10 protein-coding genes and 1 pseudogene are annotated in these 19012 nt (G+C 58.7%); 8 read left to right on the forward strand and 3 right to left on the reverse strand.

Annotated features, from left to right (window positions below):
- Nucleotides 1–78 precede the first annotated feature (78 nt).
- From rsmG to ACEW7X_RS16915, 3 genes and pseudogenes are all read right to left on the reverse strand, one after another.
- Nucleotides 79–747: pseudogene (rsmG, locus tag ACEW7X_RS16905) on the reverse strand (16S rRNA (guanine(527)-N(7))-methyltransferase RsmG); the annotation flags it as partial.
- Nucleotides 747–2666 carry a tRNA uridine-5-carboxymethylaminomethyl(34) synthesis enzyme MnmG gene (gene mnmG / locus ACEW7X_RS16910; protein WP_068373475.1) on the reverse strand — a complete coding sequence of 640 codons (1920 nt, stop codon included), beginning with the start codon at nt 2664–2666 and terminating at the stop codon, nt 747–749. The pseudogene rsmG and the gene mnmG, both read right to left, overlap by 1 nt.
- Nucleotides 2667–3324: 658 nt before the next feature.
- Nucleotides 3325–3531: a cold-shock protein gene (locus tag ACEW7X_RS16915; RefSeq protein WP_068373478.1), complete on the reverse strand. Its 207-nt coding sequence runs from the start codon at nt 3529–3531 to the stop codon at nt 3325–3327.
- Between the two features lie 1385 nt (nt 3532–4916).
- Here ACEW7X_RS16915 and ACEW7X_RS16920 point away from each other — a divergent pair.
- The 8 genes from ACEW7X_RS16920 (at nt 4917) to ACEW7X_RS16955 (ending at nt 18965) form a co-directional block, all read left to right on the forward strand.
- The gene (locus tag ACEW7X_RS16920) at nt 4917–6083 is read left to right on the forward strand and encodes a nucleotide sugar dehydrogenase (RefSeq protein ID WP_068373481.1); all 1167 of its coding nucleotides are present in this window, start codon (nt 4917–4919) and stop codon (nt 6081–6083) included.
- 562 nt (nt 6084–6645) lie between these two features.
- Complete coding sequence (bcsD, locus tag ACEW7X_RS16925) at nt 6646–7143, forward strand: cellulose biosynthesis protein BcsD (protein WP_068373483.1); 498 nt, start codon at nt 6646–6648, stop codon at nt 7141–7143.
- Between the two features lie 35 nt (nt 7144–7178).
- On the forward strand, nt 7179–7973 hold the full coding sequence (gene bcsP / locus ACEW7X_RS16930; protein WP_420177451.1) for a cellulose biosynthesis protein BcsP: 795 nt from the start codon (nt 7179–7181) through the stop codon (nt 7971–7973).
- The gene (gene bcsQ / locus ACEW7X_RS16935) at nt 7970–8740 is read left to right on the forward strand and encodes a cellulose biosynthesis protein BcsQ (RefSeq protein WP_068373490.1); all 771 of its coding nucleotides are present in this window, start codon (nt 7970–7972) and stop codon (nt 8738–8740) included. Before bcsP ends, bcsQ begins: the two co-directional genes overlap by 4 nt.
- Before the next feature lie 15 nt (nt 8741–8755).
- Nucleotides 8756–10996 (forward strand): UDP-forming cellulose synthase catalytic subunit, encoded by a 2241-nt coding sequence (gene bcsA, locus ACEW7X_RS16940; RefSeq protein ID WP_130486345.1) that lies wholly within the window; start codon nt 8756–8758, stop codon nt 10994–10996.
- A 49-nt stretch (nt 10997–11045) separates the two neighbouring features.
- The gene (gene bcsB, locus ACEW7X_RS16945; protein ID WP_420177452.1) at nt 11046–13352 is read left to right on the forward strand and encodes a cellulose biosynthesis cyclic di-GMP-binding regulatory protein BcsB; all 2307 of its coding nucleotides are present in this window, start codon (nt 11046–11048) and stop codon (nt 13350–13352) included.
- A gap of 2 nt (nt 13353–13354) precedes the next feature.
- Entirely contained in the window at nt 13355–14599 is a 1245-nt protein-coding gene (gene bcsZ, locus ACEW7X_RS16950) for a cellulose synthase complex periplasmic endoglucanase BcsZ (protein WP_130486343.1), read from the forward strand.
- A gap of 157 nt (nt 14600–14756) precedes the next feature.
- Nucleotides 14757–18965: a cellulose synthase subunit BcsC-related outer membrane protein gene (locus ACEW7X_RS16955; protein ID WP_420177453.1), complete on the forward strand. Its 4209-nt coding sequence runs from the start codon at nt 14757–14759 to the stop codon at nt 18963–18965.
- Nucleotides 18966–19012: the final 47 nt, after the last annotated feature.

The following is a 19012-nucleotide window of genomic DNA, read 5'->3' on the forward strand; positions in this document are numbered from 1 at the left end:
GGCACCACCATCATGGGGAGCCTGCGGCTCTGATTGGAGACTTCCTTGTGCTGTGCCCTGATCGGCCATGGAGGACATGCCGCGAGCGGCCTGTAGCCACAGCAGGCAACGCTCACCCTCCAGTTCCGGTACCGTCAGCGCTTCCGTTCTTTTGACCAGCCAATCGCCCTTGTCCTCCAGGGCTCTGATTTCTTCGACAGGTATTTTGCCTTTCATCGCCACCATGTAGCCACCATCACGTACATGATGGCCGGACCAGCTGGTGAAATCCACAAGCGAAGCAAAAGCCCGAGAGATAACGATATCGCATGCCTGGGCCGGCAAGCTTTCGATGCGGGCATGTCGGGATGACAAGTTCGCGAGTTTCAGCGTACCAGAGACCTGCCGGATGAACGCTGTTTTTTTCTCTACGGCGTCAACACAGACGACATTCCAGTCCGGCCTCATGATGGCCAGCACCACGCCGGGCAAACCGCCACCGGAACCGACATCCATGATGGACAGGGATTGACTGCCAGCATGACGGATCAACGGTGAAACCACACTCAGGCTGTCGTACAGATGCTGCACCAGCATTTTCTGAGGATCGCGGATAGCCGTCAGGTTGTAGGTCTTGTTCCACCGCGCCATCAGTTCGATATAGCGGCACAGGGTTTCTGCCTGGAGCCCGGTGATATCCAGCCCCAGTGCGCGTCCAACCGCAATCACCTGCCCAGCCGTTCCCGCAGACAGACTCATGGACACCATTACTGTTTCTCCGCTTTGTTCTTCTGGTAATGCATGCGCTTGAGATGCACCATCAACAAGGAAATGGCGGCAGGCGTCACACTGGATATGCGGGCTGCCTGCCCCAGCGTGGCCGGGCGAGCTTCGCGCAGGCGTTGCCGGACCTCAAAGGACAGGCCCGACACAGCGTCATAATCCAGTTCAACAGGGATAGGCTGGCTTTCATAGGTAGACAGACGACGTATCTCATCCTGCTGTCGATTGATATAGCCCTCGTACTTGACCTGGATGGATACTTGCTCGGCTTCGTCTTCGGTCAAGGGTTCGGCCGGCGCAAAGGCAGTGCCATCGGCAGCAGTCACAGCCATCAAACGTTGATAGTCCACATCAGGGCGACGCAACAATTCTGCCAGCGTGTATTCCTTTTCAATGGGCTTGCCCAGCAAAGGCTCGGCAATTTCTGGCGTGAGGATGCGAGGAGTAATGACCGTCTTGCGCAGCCGCATTGTTTCACGTGAAACAGCGTCGCGCTTGTCGGAAAAACGCTGCCAGCGTTCATCATCAACCACGCCCAGGTGTCGCCCGATTTCGGTCAAGCGCATGTCGGCATTATCTTCCCGCATGCTCAGGCGATACTCGGCCCGCGAGGTAAACATGCGATAGGGTTCCGTCACCCCGCGGGTAACGAGATCATCGACCAACACGCCAAGATAGGCTTCATCACGGCGAGGAACCCACGCCTCTTCCCCTTTCACCTTCAGCGACGCATTGATCCCGGCCAGCAGCCCCTGGGCCGCAGCTTCTTCGTAGCCAGTTGTGCCGTTGATCTGCCCGGCAAAAAACAGCCCCTGTATATGTTTGCTTTCCAGACTGGCATGCAAACCACGCGGATCGAAGTAATCGTATTCGATAGCGTAGCCAGGACGCAGGATATGCGCATTTTCCAGACCAGGCAGGCTATGCACCAAATCCAGCTGAACATCGAAAGGCAGGCTGGTAGATACGCCGTTAGGGTAATACTCGTTTGTGTCCAGACCCTCGGGTTCCAGGAATACCTGGTGGGAATCCTTGTCAGCGAAACGATGGATTTTGTCTTCTATCGACGGGCAGTACCGTGGCCCGATTCCTTCGATCACGCCGCTGTACATCGGCGAACGATCCAGACCACCACGGATGATGTCATGCGTCCGGCTATTCGTATGCGTGATCCAGCAAGGCAACTGCTGCGGATGCAAGCCAGCATTTCCGAGATAGGAAAACACCGGTATGGGATTGCTATCACCGTCTTGTCTTTCCAGACGTGAAAAATCAATACTCCGACCATCGATGCGTGGCGGCGTGCCAGTCTTCAAGCGCCCTTGGGGCAACTTCAGTTCCTTCAGCCGTTGCCCCAGGGTAATAGCCGGAGGATCACCTGCACGGCCGGCGGAATAATTGCTCAGGCCAACATGAACCAGGCCGTTCAGGAAAGTGCCAGTAGTCAGCACCACACTTCGTGCACGAAACTTGATGCCAAGCTGGGTAACCGCTCCCACAACCTTGTCACCTTCCACCATCAAATCGTCCACTGCTTGCTGGAACAACCACAGGTTGGCTTGATTTTCCAGGCGATAACGTACGGCACGCCGGTATAGCACCCGATCTATCTGCGCACGTGTGGCGCGGACAGCCGGCCCCTTGGAACTGTTCAATGTGCGGAACTGGATGCCTGCTTCGTCGGCACAGATCCCCATGATGCCACCCAGGGCATCAACTTCCTTGACCAGGTGTCCTTTACCTATACCACCGATAGAGGGATTGCAGGACATCTGTCCAAGAGTCTCAATATTGTGCGTCAGTAACAGCGTGGCACAGCCAGCACGAGCGGCAGCCATTGCCGCTTCAGTGCCAGCATGGCCTCCGCCCACGACAATCACGTCAAATTCGGTGGGGTAGAACATGGCGACAAGCATCCTAAAAAAATAATTATAGACGCGTCGCTCGTAACGGGTGTTTCACGTGAAACATAAAAACAAAAATATCGGGCCCACCCCTAGGTATGCGGCAAATAGCCAACACGCAGCAACAGCGGCCGGCCCTTTCCTGCTGTACTCAGCAAGTACAGATAATTATTGCTTTTCGTGGCTACAGTGTTGCGTACGTGACTCCCCCTAACCCTAAGTGGGTCCCAAAAGCCACTGCAACGGTTCTGTATCGGTAAGTGAAAACTTTTGGCGAGAAATCGAGAAAAGCTGCTACAGCAAGTCGAGCTATTGAAAATGGCAGCATTCACGCAAGAAAAATTTCTTGGCAATGCAGATACACACACATCAAGCTATCGATGATGTTTCACGTGGAACAACCGATGTGAAAGATGGCAAGTAACCACATTCCTGGGCACTGACCGATACCTGCTGTTCTTGAGCAGAAGAACCCCTGGTATCGATATCGATCGCCAGGTTTAGGTTTCACACACTAACCCGGAAGACATGCGCCTGAATCAGGAACGTAATTCTCCGGCAAGCCTTGGGCGCCAAAATAAAAAACCCATGTCCAAGAGAACATGGGTTTGCATAGTGAACCAGTCTCCCTAATAGGCAAACGGTTCAAAGTGACACGTCAGAGAGGCTGAATATTTTCTGCCTGAAGACCCTTGGGGCCGTCCTTGACATCAAATTCAACCGCTTGACCTTCATTCAAGCTGCGATAGCCGCGGCCTTGAATGGCGGAAAAATGGGCGAATACATCGCTACCACCAGCATCGGGCGTAATGAAACCAAATCCCTTTTCCGCGTTAAACCACTTCACTTTGCCCGTTTGAGCCATGATAAGTATCCTGATTAAAAAATATATACAACAAACCAATGCTTTTATATAGGAAAGCCCCATATAAAGTCAGACCCAATAAGCATCGAATTGGGAACGGGTTTAAAACGGCTGACAACATCAGCAAACGCAGAATACAGAGAATATAAATAAAAATCCACTCCGCGTTTTCCCGAATATAGCATTAATCTTTGCGGTGACGCGTCACAAATTGACGATTTATTATTTCACTATATGAAATACCGTGATAACAGTCAAGAATTGAAATTAACTTGAAATAGTTATTACGGTATTCAGCTGCTGTTGTTCATACAGCGGGTGCTGAACCAACCATATCCTTAACTTGCACAGTTTTGCCGAGGCACCTGTTCTTTCTTGTTTTGTATATATCTTTATATATAACTGATGGTTAATGATGGGTGTCTGTGGATAACTCTACGAAGATGATATTTATCAATTAAATCATCATCTTAAGGCTTCATTCTGGCTGTTGCTAAGTCACTTGGCAGCCTGTTCATCGATTCTGGATAGAATTTTCATCCTTGCGTTTTTCGTCAGTTGTCCAGAATCGATGAACGGGTTGTCAACAGGCTTTTCCCCAGGATGAGTGATGCATGTTTGATCTATCTCAAATAAATCGAATAGAGAATGACCTGTCTTGCTTTTTATGTGTGTCATCAATCGAGTAACACTCAGGTAATACAGCGGACATTGAAATACCTGTTTTGAGGTTGGAGTGATTCATGAAAAGCTGAAGACATGAATAAAGGTATTCGTAACGGGTTGAAAAAATATCAGTGGCTTCATTGGAACGAATGCTTTGCCATCGGTGGGTCAACATCGTTGGTGTTCCAGATCTGAAACGCATGCATGTACATGTCTTGTGTGGTGTCGATGACTGTTATGAGCTTTTCCTGGCTGTGTAAAGGGGCTCACAGGGGCCGAAAAGACAGGGTGTTGTTGTTTATAAATGTTTATATATATAGATGGTAATAATGGATAAGGCCTGGGGATATGTGCATCGATGGGTGTTATTCCAGTAAAAACAATGACTTGGATGCCGTTATCGATGTGCGCAACTTCATGCATAGGTCTGGCATGAAAAGTGGATGGATTTTCGGATAAGGCATCGATGCCGAGTTATCCAGAATCGATGCACAGCTTGTGCACGGACTTGTTCAGCATCCAGCGCCCTGGCAAGCCATTTGGGGCAGCAGGCCGCATTTTTCTGGTGGCAGCCGTCCCCACATAGGTCTGTTGCGCCGGCACTGGCGCGGTCATGCTGACGTCATCGGCCACGGATATAACTTCGGGAGGACAACCGGTGGTTGGTCCCCGCATGGGCCGGCCGCCGGTTGGGTGCTTGATGAAAGGCGGCGAGGCTTATGAAAATCGCGGTAGCCGGGACTGGCTATGTTGGCTTGTCCAATGCAGTGTTGCTGGCGCAGGCCAACGAAGTGATGGCCTACGATATCGATGCAGGCAAGGTCCAGGCCATCAACCAGGGCCGCTCCCCGATCGAAGACCCGGATATCAGGGACTTCCTGGCAAGCAGGAAGCTATCCCTGCGCGCGACGAGCGATGCCAGCGAGGCATTCCGGAGCGCCGACTACGTGATCGTGGCGACACCCACCGATTACGATCCCCATACCAATGGTTTTGATACCCGCAGCGTCAAGCAGGTGGTTCGGACAGTGCTGGGGTGCAACACGGCCGCTGAAATCATCATCAAGTCGACGGTACCCGTGGGCTTTACTGCAGGGCTGCGCCAGGAATTCGGGTATGAGCGCATCACTTTCTCGCCAGAATTCCTGCGCGAAGGACGGGCGCTGTACGACAACCTGCATCCGTCCCGCATTATCGTGGGCGCGCGTACCGATGCTGCCCGTCAGTTCGGACGTTTGTTACGCGAAGGCGCGAGCCGCAAGGATGTGCCGGAGCTCTATACCGATTCCACCGAGGCCGAGGCGATCAAGTTGTTCGCCAATACCTACCTGGCCATGCGTATCGCATTTTTCAACGAGCTCGATACCTATGCCCAGATCAAGGGCCTGGAGACACGGCAGATCATTGAAGGGATAGGCCTGGATCCCCGTATCGGGATGTATTACAACAATCCGTCCTTTGGCTATGGTGGATACTGCCTGCCCAAGGATACCCGCCAGTTGCTGGCTAATTATGCCGATGTACCCAACTGCCTGATGCGGGCCATCGTAGACGCCAATACCATGCGCAAGCAGTTTGTGCTGGAAACGGTCCTGGCGCGCCGGCCGACGTGCGTAGGGGTTCACCGCCTGGTCATGAAGGAAGGAGCGGACAATTTCCGCGAGTCGGCGGTGCAGGATATTATCCGCGGCCTGCAGGCTGCCGGCGTATCAGTCCTGATTCACGAACCCAAACTGGTTCAGGACAGCTACATGGGATGTGAAAACGAACCCATGCTTGCGCGCTTCAAGGCGCGCAGCGATGTGATCGTGGCCAATCGATGGTCGGAGCAACTGGCTGATGTCGCCGGCAAGGTCTATACGCGCGACGTATTCGGATTGGACTAGAGATATATCCAGATTTCCGGTGCGGTATGGCACGTCTTTTCTTCACTTTGAATGTAACGGAAGCGCCTCAAAGTGTTGTCAATTTGCAGAATCCTGTGATTCTGAACCAAAACTATCGCCGTTTCGTATCGTCATTCATAGCGGTCTTTTACAATTAGTGACTATGCGCAGATTGGCATGATCGCCAGGAAAATCTTCGTTTTTTTGTGCAGACTGGCGTTTACATGTGATTTATTGTTACTTTTATAGTAATTTTGCAATGATTTGCATGGTTTTAACGTCATGAATGATGGAAATAAGGAAATAACGTCGATAATTCCGTGAAGGTTGTCCTGGTAATCAGGTGAACTTTGACGGGCTGGCATCAGACACGATGGGCGATCAAGCGCAAGCATGGAAAGCATGCTGCTTTGATGGCCGCTTCATGGCAGCCTCGCAGGGGCTTCCCTTTCTTCGCAGGATTCGTTGCTGAAGAAAACGTTGCTGCCATAAACGCTCCAACACCGCGTGGCGCAACGTGCCATGTGGCCAGATGCAACGATACAGAAGAAGGTTAGGCGAGATGGAAGCTAAGTTCGTCCAGTATTTCAGGGAATTGCAGTCGGAGGTCTCGGTACGTCCGCTGCTGGAAGCTTTTGGCAATGCGTTGTCTGAACAGCTTGGTGTCGCTGACGCCAGGGTGTTTGCACGGCGGGTGGGCCAGAGCTTCGCCGAGTCCCAACCGTTGGGGGAAGCGACAACGCTGGATGCGTTGCAGAATCAGATGAATCTGTTCTGGTCCCAGCTCAAATGGGGGCAAACTACGCTCGAGGAAACTGCCGGTGCGTTGCGCATCGTGCATCGGTTTTCGCCGCTGGTTGCCGCCCTGGGAGAAAAAAGCGCTTCATGGAGCCCCGCCTTCCTGGAAGGCGTTTATCAGCAATGGTTCCTTTCCCTGCGGCTGGATCCGCGCCTGATGGTCAAGCAGGCGTCCGACATAGATGTGACCGGCAGCGTTGAATTCCGGCTGGAGCGTGCGGCGCAACAAGCGCCTGCCCGTTCGCCGGGCTTGTTTCGCTGAGGCAGCGGTTGCAGTGCAAAGAGGCAAGTCGACTTATGAAAGATACCAACGACGTAAGCAAACTGTTCGAGGAAATTGGCGGCAGTGCCAAAGCCTACAGGGAAATCAACCGCGCCGAGCGCGCGGGTGAGGCATTGGCTCGTTGGCCGCTGCTGTCTTCCCTGCAAGAGGACATTGCTAAGTCGGGGTCGCCCGAGGACGCCTCTTTGCTGAATATTCCACTGGGCCGCCGGCAGGAGCCGCAGTTGCCCCGCGTCGTGCGCGAGGATGGCGCCGCTGCCCGGCTGGCTGAAGCTCCCTTGGCTGAAATGACGTCTCCGGTTGCCGCCAGGCCTTCATCCTTGGGCGCCTGGGCCGCTCCGGAAACGGAACCGCAGCCCGGGCTGCGCCAGGCTGTCTGGGCTGCCGAACCCGAATTGCGGCAACAGCCTGCTTCGGTGTTGGCCGCAGCCAGCGAGCCGGTTGCCCAGGAGGTGGAACCGGATGCGCGTGCTGCCGGTTTTTCCCTGGCCGCCAAGCTGGCGTTGCGCCAGGAAGAGGCCGTGACTGCACCGGTCAAGGCTGGTGCGCCGGCTAGGCCCCAGGGAAATGGGCTGCAGGATGTTTTTTCACGCATTCTTGGCGATGTTGACAATGGCATGGGTGCGGCTACCCGCAGTGAACCTGCCCTGCCCGCTGCTTTCCTGAATGCTGCAGGCCCCGTATCACAGGGGGATGGCCTGCGTAACGTTTTTCAGCGGGAGCCGCAGGCTTCCCGGAATGACAGCGATGACGCGCAGCCCCAGGGGCAAGCGTCGTTTTCGCTGGCGCAACGGTTGAATCGCTTATGAAGATAGTCTCTGTTGTATCTCCCAAAGGGGGGGTAGGCAAGACAACCGTCACCGTCAACCTCGGCGTTGCCCTGCAACGGGCAGGACACCAGGTGTTGCTTGTCGACATGGACCCGCAAAGCGCCCTACGTTTTCACCTGGGCGTAGACCTTTCGGTTCCCGATGGACTGGCAACCGCTGCGTTGTCGCATCGGCCCTGGCGCGATGTCTGTCTCAGTACCGAGGCGGGGGTTGCCCTGCTGCCGTTCGGCTACATCGAAGATGGTGCACGTGAACTGCTGGAAGCGGAAATGCAGCATGGCGGCGATTGGCTGCGTACCCGGCTGGCCCAGATGGGTCTGCAAGATGATGCGGTCGTGCTGCTGGATACGCCGCCGGGTGCGTCCGTCTACATGCGCCATGCCCTGCAGGCCTGCCATGCGGCAGTCGTGGTGACGCTGGCCGATGCCGCCAGTTATGCCACCTTGCCGAGCATGGAGCATATGCTGGAGCAGTACTGCGAGCATCGGGCCGATTTTGATACGGCTGGCTACCTGGTGAACCAGTTCGACGCTGCCAATCAGCTGGCTCAGGACGTTACTGGCCTGATGCGCCAGAATTTTGGCCGTGCCGTGATCGGGGTCGTGCACAAGGATGCCGCGGTGAGCGAGGCCATCGCCTGTCGCCGCAGTGTCCTGGACTATGCCCCTCACAGCCAGGCGACCAATGATTTCCTGGAATGCGCGCAATGGCTTAACGGCCGCTTGGCTGCGATCCAGCCTGAATGAATGGAAGTTTGACGCATGAACGCGACTCCGTCTTCTCACGATAAACCCAGCACTCCGAGCCTAGCCGACAGGCTGTCGGCGTGGGGTGAACGGGCGGCGGATCTGCCGTTGTGGAACAGCCGACCGGTCCGCTACGCGATTGTGGCGCTGTCGGTCTTCCTGTTCTATCTCGTCATTACCGTGCCGCTCTCTCTGGGGCAGCAGGCGTTTTTCGCAGTGGCGAGCATCACGTTGTCGCTGCTGTTGCGTCGGGTACCGGGCCGCATCGCGCTGTTTGCGATGATCATGCTGTCGATTGCCGCGTCGCTGCGGTACATGTATTGGCGGCTGACTTCCACGCTGGGGTTCGAGCATATCCTCGATATCATCTTCGGCTTTACGCTGCTGATCGCTGAGCTGTATGCGCTGGTGACCCTGTTGCTGGGTTACTTCCAGTCGGCCTGGCCGCTGCACCGCAAGCCAGTGCCCCTGCCGGACGATGTTTCGCAATGGCCGACGGTGGATATTTTCATCCCGACGTACAACGAACCCCTGGCCATCGTGCGCCAGACCGTGTTCAACGCCATGGCCCTGGACTGGCCGCGCGACAAGATAAAAATCTATGTGCTCGATGATGGGCGCCGGGAAGAATTCCGCGAGTTCTGCGCCGAAGCTGGCGTAACGCACGTAACGCGCAACAATAATTTCCACGCGAAGGCCGGCAACATCAACGCTGCGCTGGAACATACGACGGGCGACTACATCGCAATTTTCGATTGCGATCACATTCCGACGCGCTCTTTCCTGCAGATCACGATGGGCTGGTTCCTCAAGGACCCGAAGCTATCGATGATCCAGACCCCCCACGTGTTCTATTCGCCCGATCCCTTCGAGCGCAATTTGCAGACGTTCCGGGTGACGCCCAACGAAGGCGAACTGTTCTACGGATTGCTGCAGGATGGCAATGACCTCTGGAATGCGACCTTTTTCTGCGGTTCGTGCGCGGTCATCAAACGTGCCCCGTTGCTGGAAGTCGGCGGCATTGCCGTGGAAACGGTGACGGAAGATGCACACACGGCGCTGAAGATGCAGCGCCTGGGCTACAACACCGCCTACCTGGGAATTCCCCAGGCAGCCGGGTTGGCGACGGAAAGCCTGTCCGGCCACATTGGTCAGCGTATTCGCTGGGCGCGCGGCATGGCGCAGATCTTCCGCATGGATTGCCCCTTGTTGGGCAAGGGGCTGAAGCTGGCCCAGCGGCTTTGCTATACCAATGCAGCACTGCATTTCTTCTATGGTTTGCCGCGGCTGATCTTTCTGACGGCGCCCCTGGCGTACCTGCTGTTCGGCATTCACGTTTTCAATGCCTCGGCGCTGATGATTACTGCCTATGCCGTGCCGCACATTTTGCTGGCTACGGTGACCAACTCTCAGGTGCAGGGGAAGTTCCGGCATTCCTTCTGGAATGAAGTCTATGAGTCCGTCCTGGCCTGGTACATCCTGCGGCCAGTGCTGGTGGCCTTCTTTATCGATCCCAAACTGGGCAAGTTCAACGTGACGGCCAAGGGCGGCGTGATCGATAAGGCCTATTTCGACTGGACCATGGCCAAGCCCTACCTGGTGTTGCTGGCGCTCAATCTGCTGGGTGTGGGCTTCGGCGTTTATCACCTGGTCACCGGCGCCAGCTTCGCCGAGCACGGCGTGACGGCGACATTGACCATCAACCTGTTCTGGATCGTCTACAACACGCTGCTGCTGGCCGCCTGCGTGGCGGCCGCCAGCGAGACCAGGCAGGTACGGGAAAGCCACCGTGTGTCGATGCGGATCAAATCCATGCTCAAGCTTGCGTCGGGCGGCACGATTGCCTGCGAAACGGTCGATTTTTCCCAGGGCGGCCTGGGCATCCGCTTGCCGGATGACGTCGATGTGCCCTTGCATGAACGCCTGATGGTGTCTATTTACCGCAACGATGAAGAAGCCACCCTGCCCGCCAAGGTTGTGTTCAGTCGCGGCCGCAATATTGGCTTGCAGTTCGTGGACCTGACGCCGCAGCAAGAGGTGGAATTTGCCCGTATGACGTTCGCGCGTGCAGATATCTGGACCACGTTCTGGGGCAAGCTCAAGCGCGACAAACCCTTATCTTCGCTGGCCTCGTTGTTGCGGGTCAGCATGAGGGGCATTGCCCTGCTGTTCATCCATTCCAAGAATATGTTGGTCGATCTGGTGAAAGGAAACCGGGTCGAAACCAAGCGCACCAAGCTGGAAACCGGTGATTGAGCATCATCGTCGCCCGTCCGAATGTTTACCTGCCGCAGGCCCATCGCCCATGTCTATGAAATTTGATTCACGCAGCAATGTCCGCCGTCTGTTGGCCACCATGGCGCTGGCGACAGCGTCGCTGGCCGCTCAGGCTCAGCAGGGACCCTTTGTGCCGCCGACCGTTGCGGAGGATGCCGCCACGCCGGTTGCCCGTGCGGTTTCCAGCACGCGCACGAAGACCTACAAGCTGACGCTGAAGGACCTGGGCCTGCTGTATCCCATGCAGTTGCGTGGCGTGGACGGTATCAACAGCGTGCCGTTTTCCGTCCGTTCCGATGAAGTCATCGTCGGCGCGAAGGTCGACCTGTCGTATACGTATTCCCCTGCACTGCTGCCGGACCTGTCGCACTTGAAGGTCATCGTCAATGACGACGTCATCGATACCATTCCCGTGCCCAGGAATACGGCGGGCCAGGCGCTGGACCGCCAGATACCGATTCCTGTGCAGAACTTCGCCGACTACAACCGCCTGGCGGTGCAGTTGATCGGACACTACACGCTGGAATGCGAAGACCCGCTGAATTCGACCCTGTGGGCCAATGTCAGTAACAACAGCGTGCTGACACTGGATGTCATCCCGGTGGCGCTCAAGAATGACCTGAGCCTGCTGCCCTTGCCGTTCTTCGACCGGCGCGACATCAATATGCTGGACCTGCCGTTCGTGTTCCCGGAAATGCCTGATAACGGCGTGCTGGAAGCGGCGGGGGCGACGGCGTCCTGGTTTGGCGCGCTGGCATCCTATCGTGGTGCGCGCTTCAACGTTGCACGCAGCGTGCCCGAGCAAGGCAATGCCGTCGTCTTCATGACGGGCCGCGAGCGCCTGGCTGGCGTTTCCGTACCGTCCAACATCAGCGGCCCTACGCTCTCGGTAGTGACCAACCCCAGGGACAGCACGGGCAAGCTGCTGCTGGTGATGGGCCGGGACAGCAATGAAATCAAGCTGGCCGCCCAGGCGCTGACGCTGGGTGGCGTGTCCTTGTCCGGACAGACGGCAACCATTACGTCCATCGACCAAGTCAAGCCGCGCCTGCCCTACGACGCGCCCAACTGGCTGCGCTCCGACCGTGCGGTGAAGTTCGGTGAACTGGTGACCGAACTCGACGAGCTGCAGGTCAGCGGCTATTCGCCGGATCTCATCCGGGTTGATTTCCGCTTGCCGCCGGATCTGTTTGCCTGGCGCGACAAAGGGATTCCGGTAGATCTCAAGTACCGCTATACCCCGCGCATGTCGTCGCACAAGGCCAGCCTGAACGTCAATGTCAGCGATCAGTTCCTGAAGTCCTATCCCCTGGCCGCAGCCGGCCAGGTAGGGGAAAGTTCGCTGGATCGGTTGGTGAACCGCATCCTGCCGGCAGATGGTCAGCCGGTTCAGGAACAGTTCGACATTCCGTTGTTCAAGCTGCCGTCGCGCGCGCAGCTGCAGTTCCACTATTACTACGATCCGTTGAAAGAGGGCAGCTGCCGCGACGTTGTGCTGGATAACGTCAAGGGCAGTGTAGAGCCGGATTCGACCATTGATATTTCCGGCTTCTCGCACTTTATCGCCATGCCGGACCTGGCGGCTTTCAGCAATACCGGTTTCCCGTTCACGCGTCTGGCGGATCTTTCGGAAACCGTGGTGGTCATGCCGGAGAAGCCCGGGGTTTCCGATTTCTCCGCTTACCTGACGCTGATGGGCCGCATGGGGGAATCCACGGGCTATCCAGTGGTGGGTGTGACGGTGGCGCAGGGCAATAACCTTGGCATCCTGCAGGATCGCGATTTGCTGGTGTTGGGCAATAGCGCGAACCAGCCGCTGCTGAGTGAATGGGCGTCCCATATTCCAGCCGCCGAAGACGGCAAGGCCAGCCGGTTCGGCATCGCGGATTTCGTCAACGATGCCCTGGCCTGGTGGAACCGTGACGGGGAAGCGGTGCGGCGCGATGTGAACGCCAATCTGTCCTATCGCAGTGACTCCACCGATGGCGTCATTGCCGGTTTTGAATCCCCGCTCAGTGCAGGCCGCAGCGTCGTGCTGGTTTCCAGCGGCCGCAATGGAACCGTGCAGCAGACGGCGGAAGCCCTGCTGGATACCGACCTGATTCCGAAGATCCAGGGTAGCCTGGTTGTCGTGAAGGACAAGGACGTGGTCAGCCTGCTGGCCGAACCCAGCTACTACACGGGCAGTCTGCCGTTCCTGCTGCACATCCAGTGGTATCTGTCGTCACGGCCATTGTTGATGTTGCTGCTGGCACTGGGCTGCGCCCTGCTGCTGGCCTTCCTGATCTATGCCGTTTTGCGGGCGAAGGCCAAGGCCAGACTGAAGGGAGATTGACCATGAGCGCGGGCCATCGTGTTGGGCGTGCCCTGGCGGGCGCGATCGGGCAGGACGGAAGCCCTGCCACGGCAGGGACAGGCCGGCGCCATTTCCTGGGCCAGGGGCTTGTCCTGGCGGCCTTGCCATGGCTGGCAATGCCGCCGGCAGCCCGCGCCCAGGCAGCGGCAGGCGCAGGCTGGCCGCTGTGGCAGCACTTTGCGGAAACCTTCGTTCAGGCGGATGGGCGAGTGGTGGATTTCAGTGTGCCGCAGATGCATTCGACATCTGAAGGCCAGTCATACGGCATGTTCTTTGCGTTGGTGGCGGGCGACCAGGCGCGTTTCGATGCCATCTGGAACTGGAGTGTGGCCAATCTTTTCGAAGGCGGCGTGGATGAACGCCTGCCAGCCTGGCAGTGGGGACGCAGGGAAGATGGCACCTGGGGCATCCTGGACCCGAACTCTGCCTCGGATGCCGATCTCTGGTTTGCCTATGCGCTGCTGGAAGCTGCGCGCCTGTGGCGGCGCCCGGCGCTGCGCAAGCCTGCCGAGCAGTTGCTGGCGAATGTGCGGAAAAAGGAAGTTGCCACCTTGCCCGGTCTGGGCGAGATGCTGTTGCCCGGCCCGACGGGTTTTGCTTATCCCGAACAAGGGGTATGGCGGCTCAACCCCAGCTATCTGATGTTGCCGCAACTACGGCGGCTGGCGGGGGCGGACCCGACCGGCCCGTGGCGTGGTATCGCCAACAATTCCATGACCCTGTTGCGGCAGTGCTGCCGGCAGGGTTTCATTGCTGATTGGGTGGCTTACCAGGCGAGTGCGCCGGATGGCGGCATGTTCATCCTGGACCCCTACAAAGGCGACCTGGGCAGCTATGATGCCATACGGTGCTACATGTGGGCGGGCATGACTTCGCCCCGGGACCCGTTCTTCCAGGAGGCGCTTGATGCGCTGGGGGGAATGCGGCGGGTCCTGGCATCACGGGAGTGGCCGCCGGAACAGGTGCGTGCGCTGACTGGCGAGGTGTCAGGCGATGGCCCGGTAGGTTTCTCGGCCGCCTTGCTCCCCTACCTGCGGGCCTTCAAGGATGAACCGGCCTACCAGCGCCAGTGGCAACGGGTGCAGCAGCAGATTCCGCAGGCCGACGGCACTCCCGCGAACTTCCCGCCCTACTACGATATGGTGCTGGCATTGTTCGCATTGGGCTGGGTGGATCAGCGGTATCATTTTTCGGCCGATGGCACTTTGGTCCTGGCCCGGAAATAAGCCAGCGCCAGCACCGCGTCTATAGTGTCAGATCAATCCCTCTTTCTTTGAGCGTATGACGATGTCTGTCAAGAACAAACCCAGGAAAAACAGGCGTGCCACCGGCTTGGCCAGTCGCCTCTGCGTTGCAGCCGTCCTTGGGTATGCCGTGCCCGGAATGGCGCAGCAGGCCACGGATCCGGTGCAGGTGCTGATAGAGCAGAGCCGCTATTGGCAGGGCCGCCACGATACTGTGCGAGCCAAGGAAAGCTGGGAAAAGCTGTTGCGCATCGACCCGACACAACCGGATGCGCTGGCGGGTATGGCTCAACTCGCGTTGGATGACAATGATGTGCCCCTGGCCGAAGATTATCTGCGCCAGTTGCGCAGCGCCCACCCGCGCAGCGCCCTGGTGCGTCAGTTGGAACAGAGCATTCAGTTGGCTGGCAGCCGTGGCCAGCTGGAAGCGGCGCGCAACCTGGCGCAACAGGGGCGCGTGGAAGAAGCCGCCAACGAATACCGTCAGGTGTTTGGCGGCCAGGCGCCCAGCGGCGAACTGGCCATGGAGTATTACCAGGCACTGGGCGGCAGCGCCGATGGCTGGGAAGAAGCCCGGCGTGGCTTCGAGCGGCTGGCGCAGGCCAACCCCAATGATCCGGTCAAGGCCCTGGCGCTGGCGCGTCATCTGACCTACCGCAACTCTACCCGTGCCGAAGGCATACGCCGCCTGTCAGAACTGACGCGTCAGCCCGCCGTGCGCGATGAGGCCCGCCAGGCCTGGCGTCAGGCGCTTGAATGGTTGGGCGGCAGTCCGGCCGACGTGCGTCTGTACAACGCCTACCTGTCCGCCTATCCGGATGACCAGGGCATACGCCAGAAGGTGGCAGAGGCTGGCCGTGAGCGCCAGCAGTCGCAGCAGGCGGCGCAGCGCGTCAACCGCGATCCCTACCGCGACCGCACGACTGCCGGTTTCCGCTTGCTGGACCAGGATGACCTGGTCAATGCGGAAATCGAATTCAAGTCCGTGCTGGGCGCGCGCCCCAATGATGCCGATGCCCAGGGCGGGCTGGGGCTGGTGCGTCTCAAGCAGAAGAATTTCGAGGAAGCTCAGGTCTTGCTTGCCCAGGCATCCAAGCGTGGCAACGCGGGGCGCTGGAAAGAGGCCCTGGATAGCGCAACGTATTGGTCCCTGGTGCGGGGGGCCGACAAGGCACGCGCCGACAATCGCCTGTCCGAGGCGCAGCGCCTGCTGACCCAGGCCGTGCGCATAGACCGCCAGGAACCCACTGGTCAGAATAATCTGGCAGATGTGCTGTACATCCAGGGAGATTATCCCGCTGCCGAAACACTGTACCGCAACGTTCTCAAGCAGACACCGGACCAGCCCGATGCCTTGCGTGGCCTGATTACCGTGTTGCCGCAGGTCGGCAAATCCGAGGAAGCCATGCAGTTGGTGGCTCGGCTGACACCGGAACAGCAGGAAGGCATGGGCAACTTGGGGGCGCTGCGCGCCGAGGAAGCCATGCGGCAGGCACGTCTGGCCTTGCAGCAGAACGATGTGCAAAGCGCCAAGGTTGCACTGGAACGCGCCATTGCGAATGACCCGACGAATCCGTGGATACGGCTTGAACTGGCGCGGCTCTATATGGACATCGGCCAGGCCGAGCAGGCCCAGGGCCTGATGCAGGCCTTGCTGAGCAGCGGAACGCCGACCGCGGATGCCTTGCATGCCTGCGCCTTGTTTGCCGCTGCCCAGGAAGATTGGCGCACGGTATTGCAACTGCTGGAGCGCGTGCCGGGCAACGAACGCAATACGGATCTGGCCAACCTGCACAAGCAGGCCTGGGTTCATGAACAAAGCAAGCGTGCCCTGGCGCTGGCCGGGCAAGGCCAGCAACAGCAGGCTGAACAACTGCTTTCGGAGCTGCGCGGCGTGGCCGGGCGTGACACGGATTTATTGGGGGTGATTGCCAGCGCCTATGCCGATGTCGGTCAGCCGGCTGTGGCGACGGAACTGCTGCGCCAGGCCATCGTGGGGTCGGTCGCACCGCCGCCCGGCTTGTGGCTGCAATACGCAGCGGTGTTGTTGAAGACTGGGCAGGATGCGGAATTGGCGGGCATTTTGCAGCAGTTGTCGTCGCAGCCGTTGTCGCGTGCCGACCAGGCCAGCTTCAAATCCCTGCGTGATGCCTATGTGGTGCGCCAGGCGGATGCCTTGCGACTGTCCGGTGACCTGGCAGGGGCTTACGACGTGCTGCAGCCCCTGTTGCAGGAACAGCCCGTCAGCAAGGATGCCCGCAGCGCGTTGGCGCGCATGTACGCTGACAACGGCGACTACAACGATGCATTGGCCATCTATAAGGACGAGTTGGAGATCAATGCGGCAGACGTGCCAACCTTGCTGGCGGTTACCATGGTGGCCGAGCAGGCCAAGGATTACCGTTATGCGGAATCCGCGCTGAAAAACGCGCTCAAGCAGGCGCCTGATGATTATGACGTGCTGTCTACGGCCGCACGCTATTACCGTTCCCGGGGCAAGAATTCCCAGGCAGTCAAATACTACGACCAGGCTGTCGCCGCGCAGCGGCGTGGCAATTCGGGGTCAGCGGCGGGCAATCGCTTCGCGAATGCCCAGGGCGGTACCGGCGGCAATCCGTTCCGCCGCGGCGCTGCGGCAACGGCGATGGCCGTGCCGGCTCCCGGCTATAACCAGGGCGCGCGGACTGGCGGCGCGCCTGCCTTCCAGGGCGTGCCCTATGCTGCCGGCGCAGCCTATATTCCGCCACCGGTGCAGGCTGGTGCTGCCGTGGCAGGTAACCCGGGCTGGAATTATGGTGCGGGCGGCCAGGCCCAGGCAGCTGCGCCTGCGGCAAGCCGTGCGGCCAGTGCCCCGGGTACCCGCAACCTGCCCGCCAATGCCGCCGTTGCCCTGCCGGCGCAAGCGGCACGGGCGGCACAGGCGCCATCCCAGGTGCCGGCATCGCAGCCACTGGCCATGAATAATGCCCCGGCGATGGCACCGGCCGGCGCCTATGGTGCTTATAGTTCCTATGGCGCATCCGCCGGCCAGGGGCAGGATTCAGGCTGGCAATACGACGAAGCGCCCGGCGCAGCGCCGGTTGCCGCACGACGGCCGCGCTCGTTGAACGAAGAGTTCGAAGAACTCAAGCAGGAGCGCACGCCAACCATTGCCATGGGAGTATCGACACGCCAGCGCGATGGCGAAAAAGGCCTGGGCAAGATGGACGAATACAGCGTTCCCATCGAAGCCAGCATGCCCTTGGGCGACGGCAAGATTTCCGTCAACGCCACGATGGTCAGCATAGACGCCGGCACGCCGGAAACGGCGCGTAGCCTGGCGACCTATGATGCCAGCAGCCGCTTTGGCGGGGGCCCGCAGGCGGCCTATGAGTCCTATCTGATCGCGGAATCCGGCGGCCGTCCGGTTTCGCCTGGTTCTCAGAGCCAGGAAGGGGTCGGCCTGGCGCTGAAGTATGAAAATGATTACCTGAAGGCTGATATTGGCACGACGCCGCTGGGCTTCCAGGAGAACAATATTGTCGGAGGCCTGTCGGTCCAGGGGCCGCTGGGGGACGAGTTCGCCTACAAGGCCACGGCATCGCGCCGTCCGGTCACGGATAGTGTGCTGTCCTATGCCGGTACCAAGGACGAGCGCACTGGCGACAAATGGGGGGGCGTCGTGGCAACCGGCGGACGGGTGGATCTGACCTACGAACCCGAGCCCGGCTATGGTTTCTATGGCTATGGTTCGTATCATTACCTGACTGGTCACAACGTGGCGAGCAACACGCGCATCGAGGGCGGCGGCGGCATGTACGTGCACCTGATGGACGAAGAGGATGCGCGCCTGACCACCGGTGTGAACGTCACCGGCATGGGCTATGGCAAGAACCGGCGCTTCTTCACCTATGGCCATGGAGGGTACTTCAGCCCGCAGAACTTCGTATCCGTGTCCGTGCCGATAGACTGGTCGCAGCGTACCGAGCGGCTCAGCTATCGGGTGGCCGGCAGCATCGGCCTGCAGCACTTCAAGGAAGACCCGGCCAACTACTTCCCGACCAGCAGCGCGCGGCAGCTGGCTGCCTACGAGGCGGCGCAGAACATGGCATCGCTGGCAGACCTGAGTGACGACGCGGCCCGGGCGCGCTATGCCGGACAGTCCAAGACTGGCGTGGGATACAACTTCTCCGGGGCGATGGAGTACCAGGTGGCGCCACAGCTTTTCTTCGGCGGCCATCTTGGGCTGGATAACGCCAAGGACTATCGCCAGTTCACCGGCGGCCTGTATCTGCGCTATGCCTTCGAGCCGCAGAATCGTCCGCTGGCGTTGCCGGTGGAACAGATCCGGTCAATCTATAGCGATTGAAGCCGCGTCACCGAAAGCAGTAGGCATTTTCTTGTGAAAACTCAGTC

Origin of the sequence: Kerstersia gyiorum (genome assembly GCF_048595715.1) — a bacterium.
GTDB lineage: Bacteria > Pseudomonadota > Gammaproteobacteria > Burkholderiales > Burkholderiaceae_B > Kerstersia > Kerstersia gyiorum.

Coding starts and splice junctions, on each gene's coding strand:
- mnmG (WP_068373475.1), bottom strand. CDS start 2,666: ATGTTCTACCCCACCGAATTTGACGTGATTGTCGTGGGCGGAGGCCAT.
- ACEW7X_RS16915 (WP_068373478.1), bottom strand. CDS start 3,531: ATGGCTCAAACGGGCAAAGTGAAGTGGTTTAACGCGGAAAAGGGATTT.
- ACEW7X_RS16920 (WP_068373481.1), top strand. CDS start 4,917: ATGAAAATCGCGGTAGCCGGGACTGGCTATGTTGGCTTGTCCAATGCA.
- bcsD (WP_068373483.1), top strand. CDS start 6,646: ATGGAAGCTAAGTTCGTCCAGTATTTCAGGGAATTGCAGTCGGAGGTC.
- bcsP (WP_420177451.1), top strand. CDS start 7,179: ATGAAAGATACCAACGACGTAAGCAAACTGTTCGAGGAAATTGGCGGC.
- bcsQ (WP_068373490.1), top strand. CDS start 7,970: ATGAAGATAGTCTCTGTTGTATCTCCCAAAGGGGGGGTAGGCAAGACA.
- bcsA (WP_130486345.1), top strand. CDS start 8,756: ATGAACGCGACTCCGTCTTCTCACGATAAACCCAGCACTCCGAGCCTA.
- bcsB (WP_420177452.1), top strand. CDS start 11,046: ATGTCTATGAAATTTGATTCACGCAGCAATGTCCGCCGTCTGTTGGCC.
- bcsZ (WP_130486343.1), top strand. CDS start 13,355: ATGAGCGCGGGCCATCGTGTTGGGCGTGCCCTGGCGGGCGCGATCGGG.
- ACEW7X_RS16955 (WP_420177453.1), top strand. CDS start 14,757: ATGGCGCAGCAGGCCACGGATCCGGTGCAGGTGCTGATAGAGCAGAGC.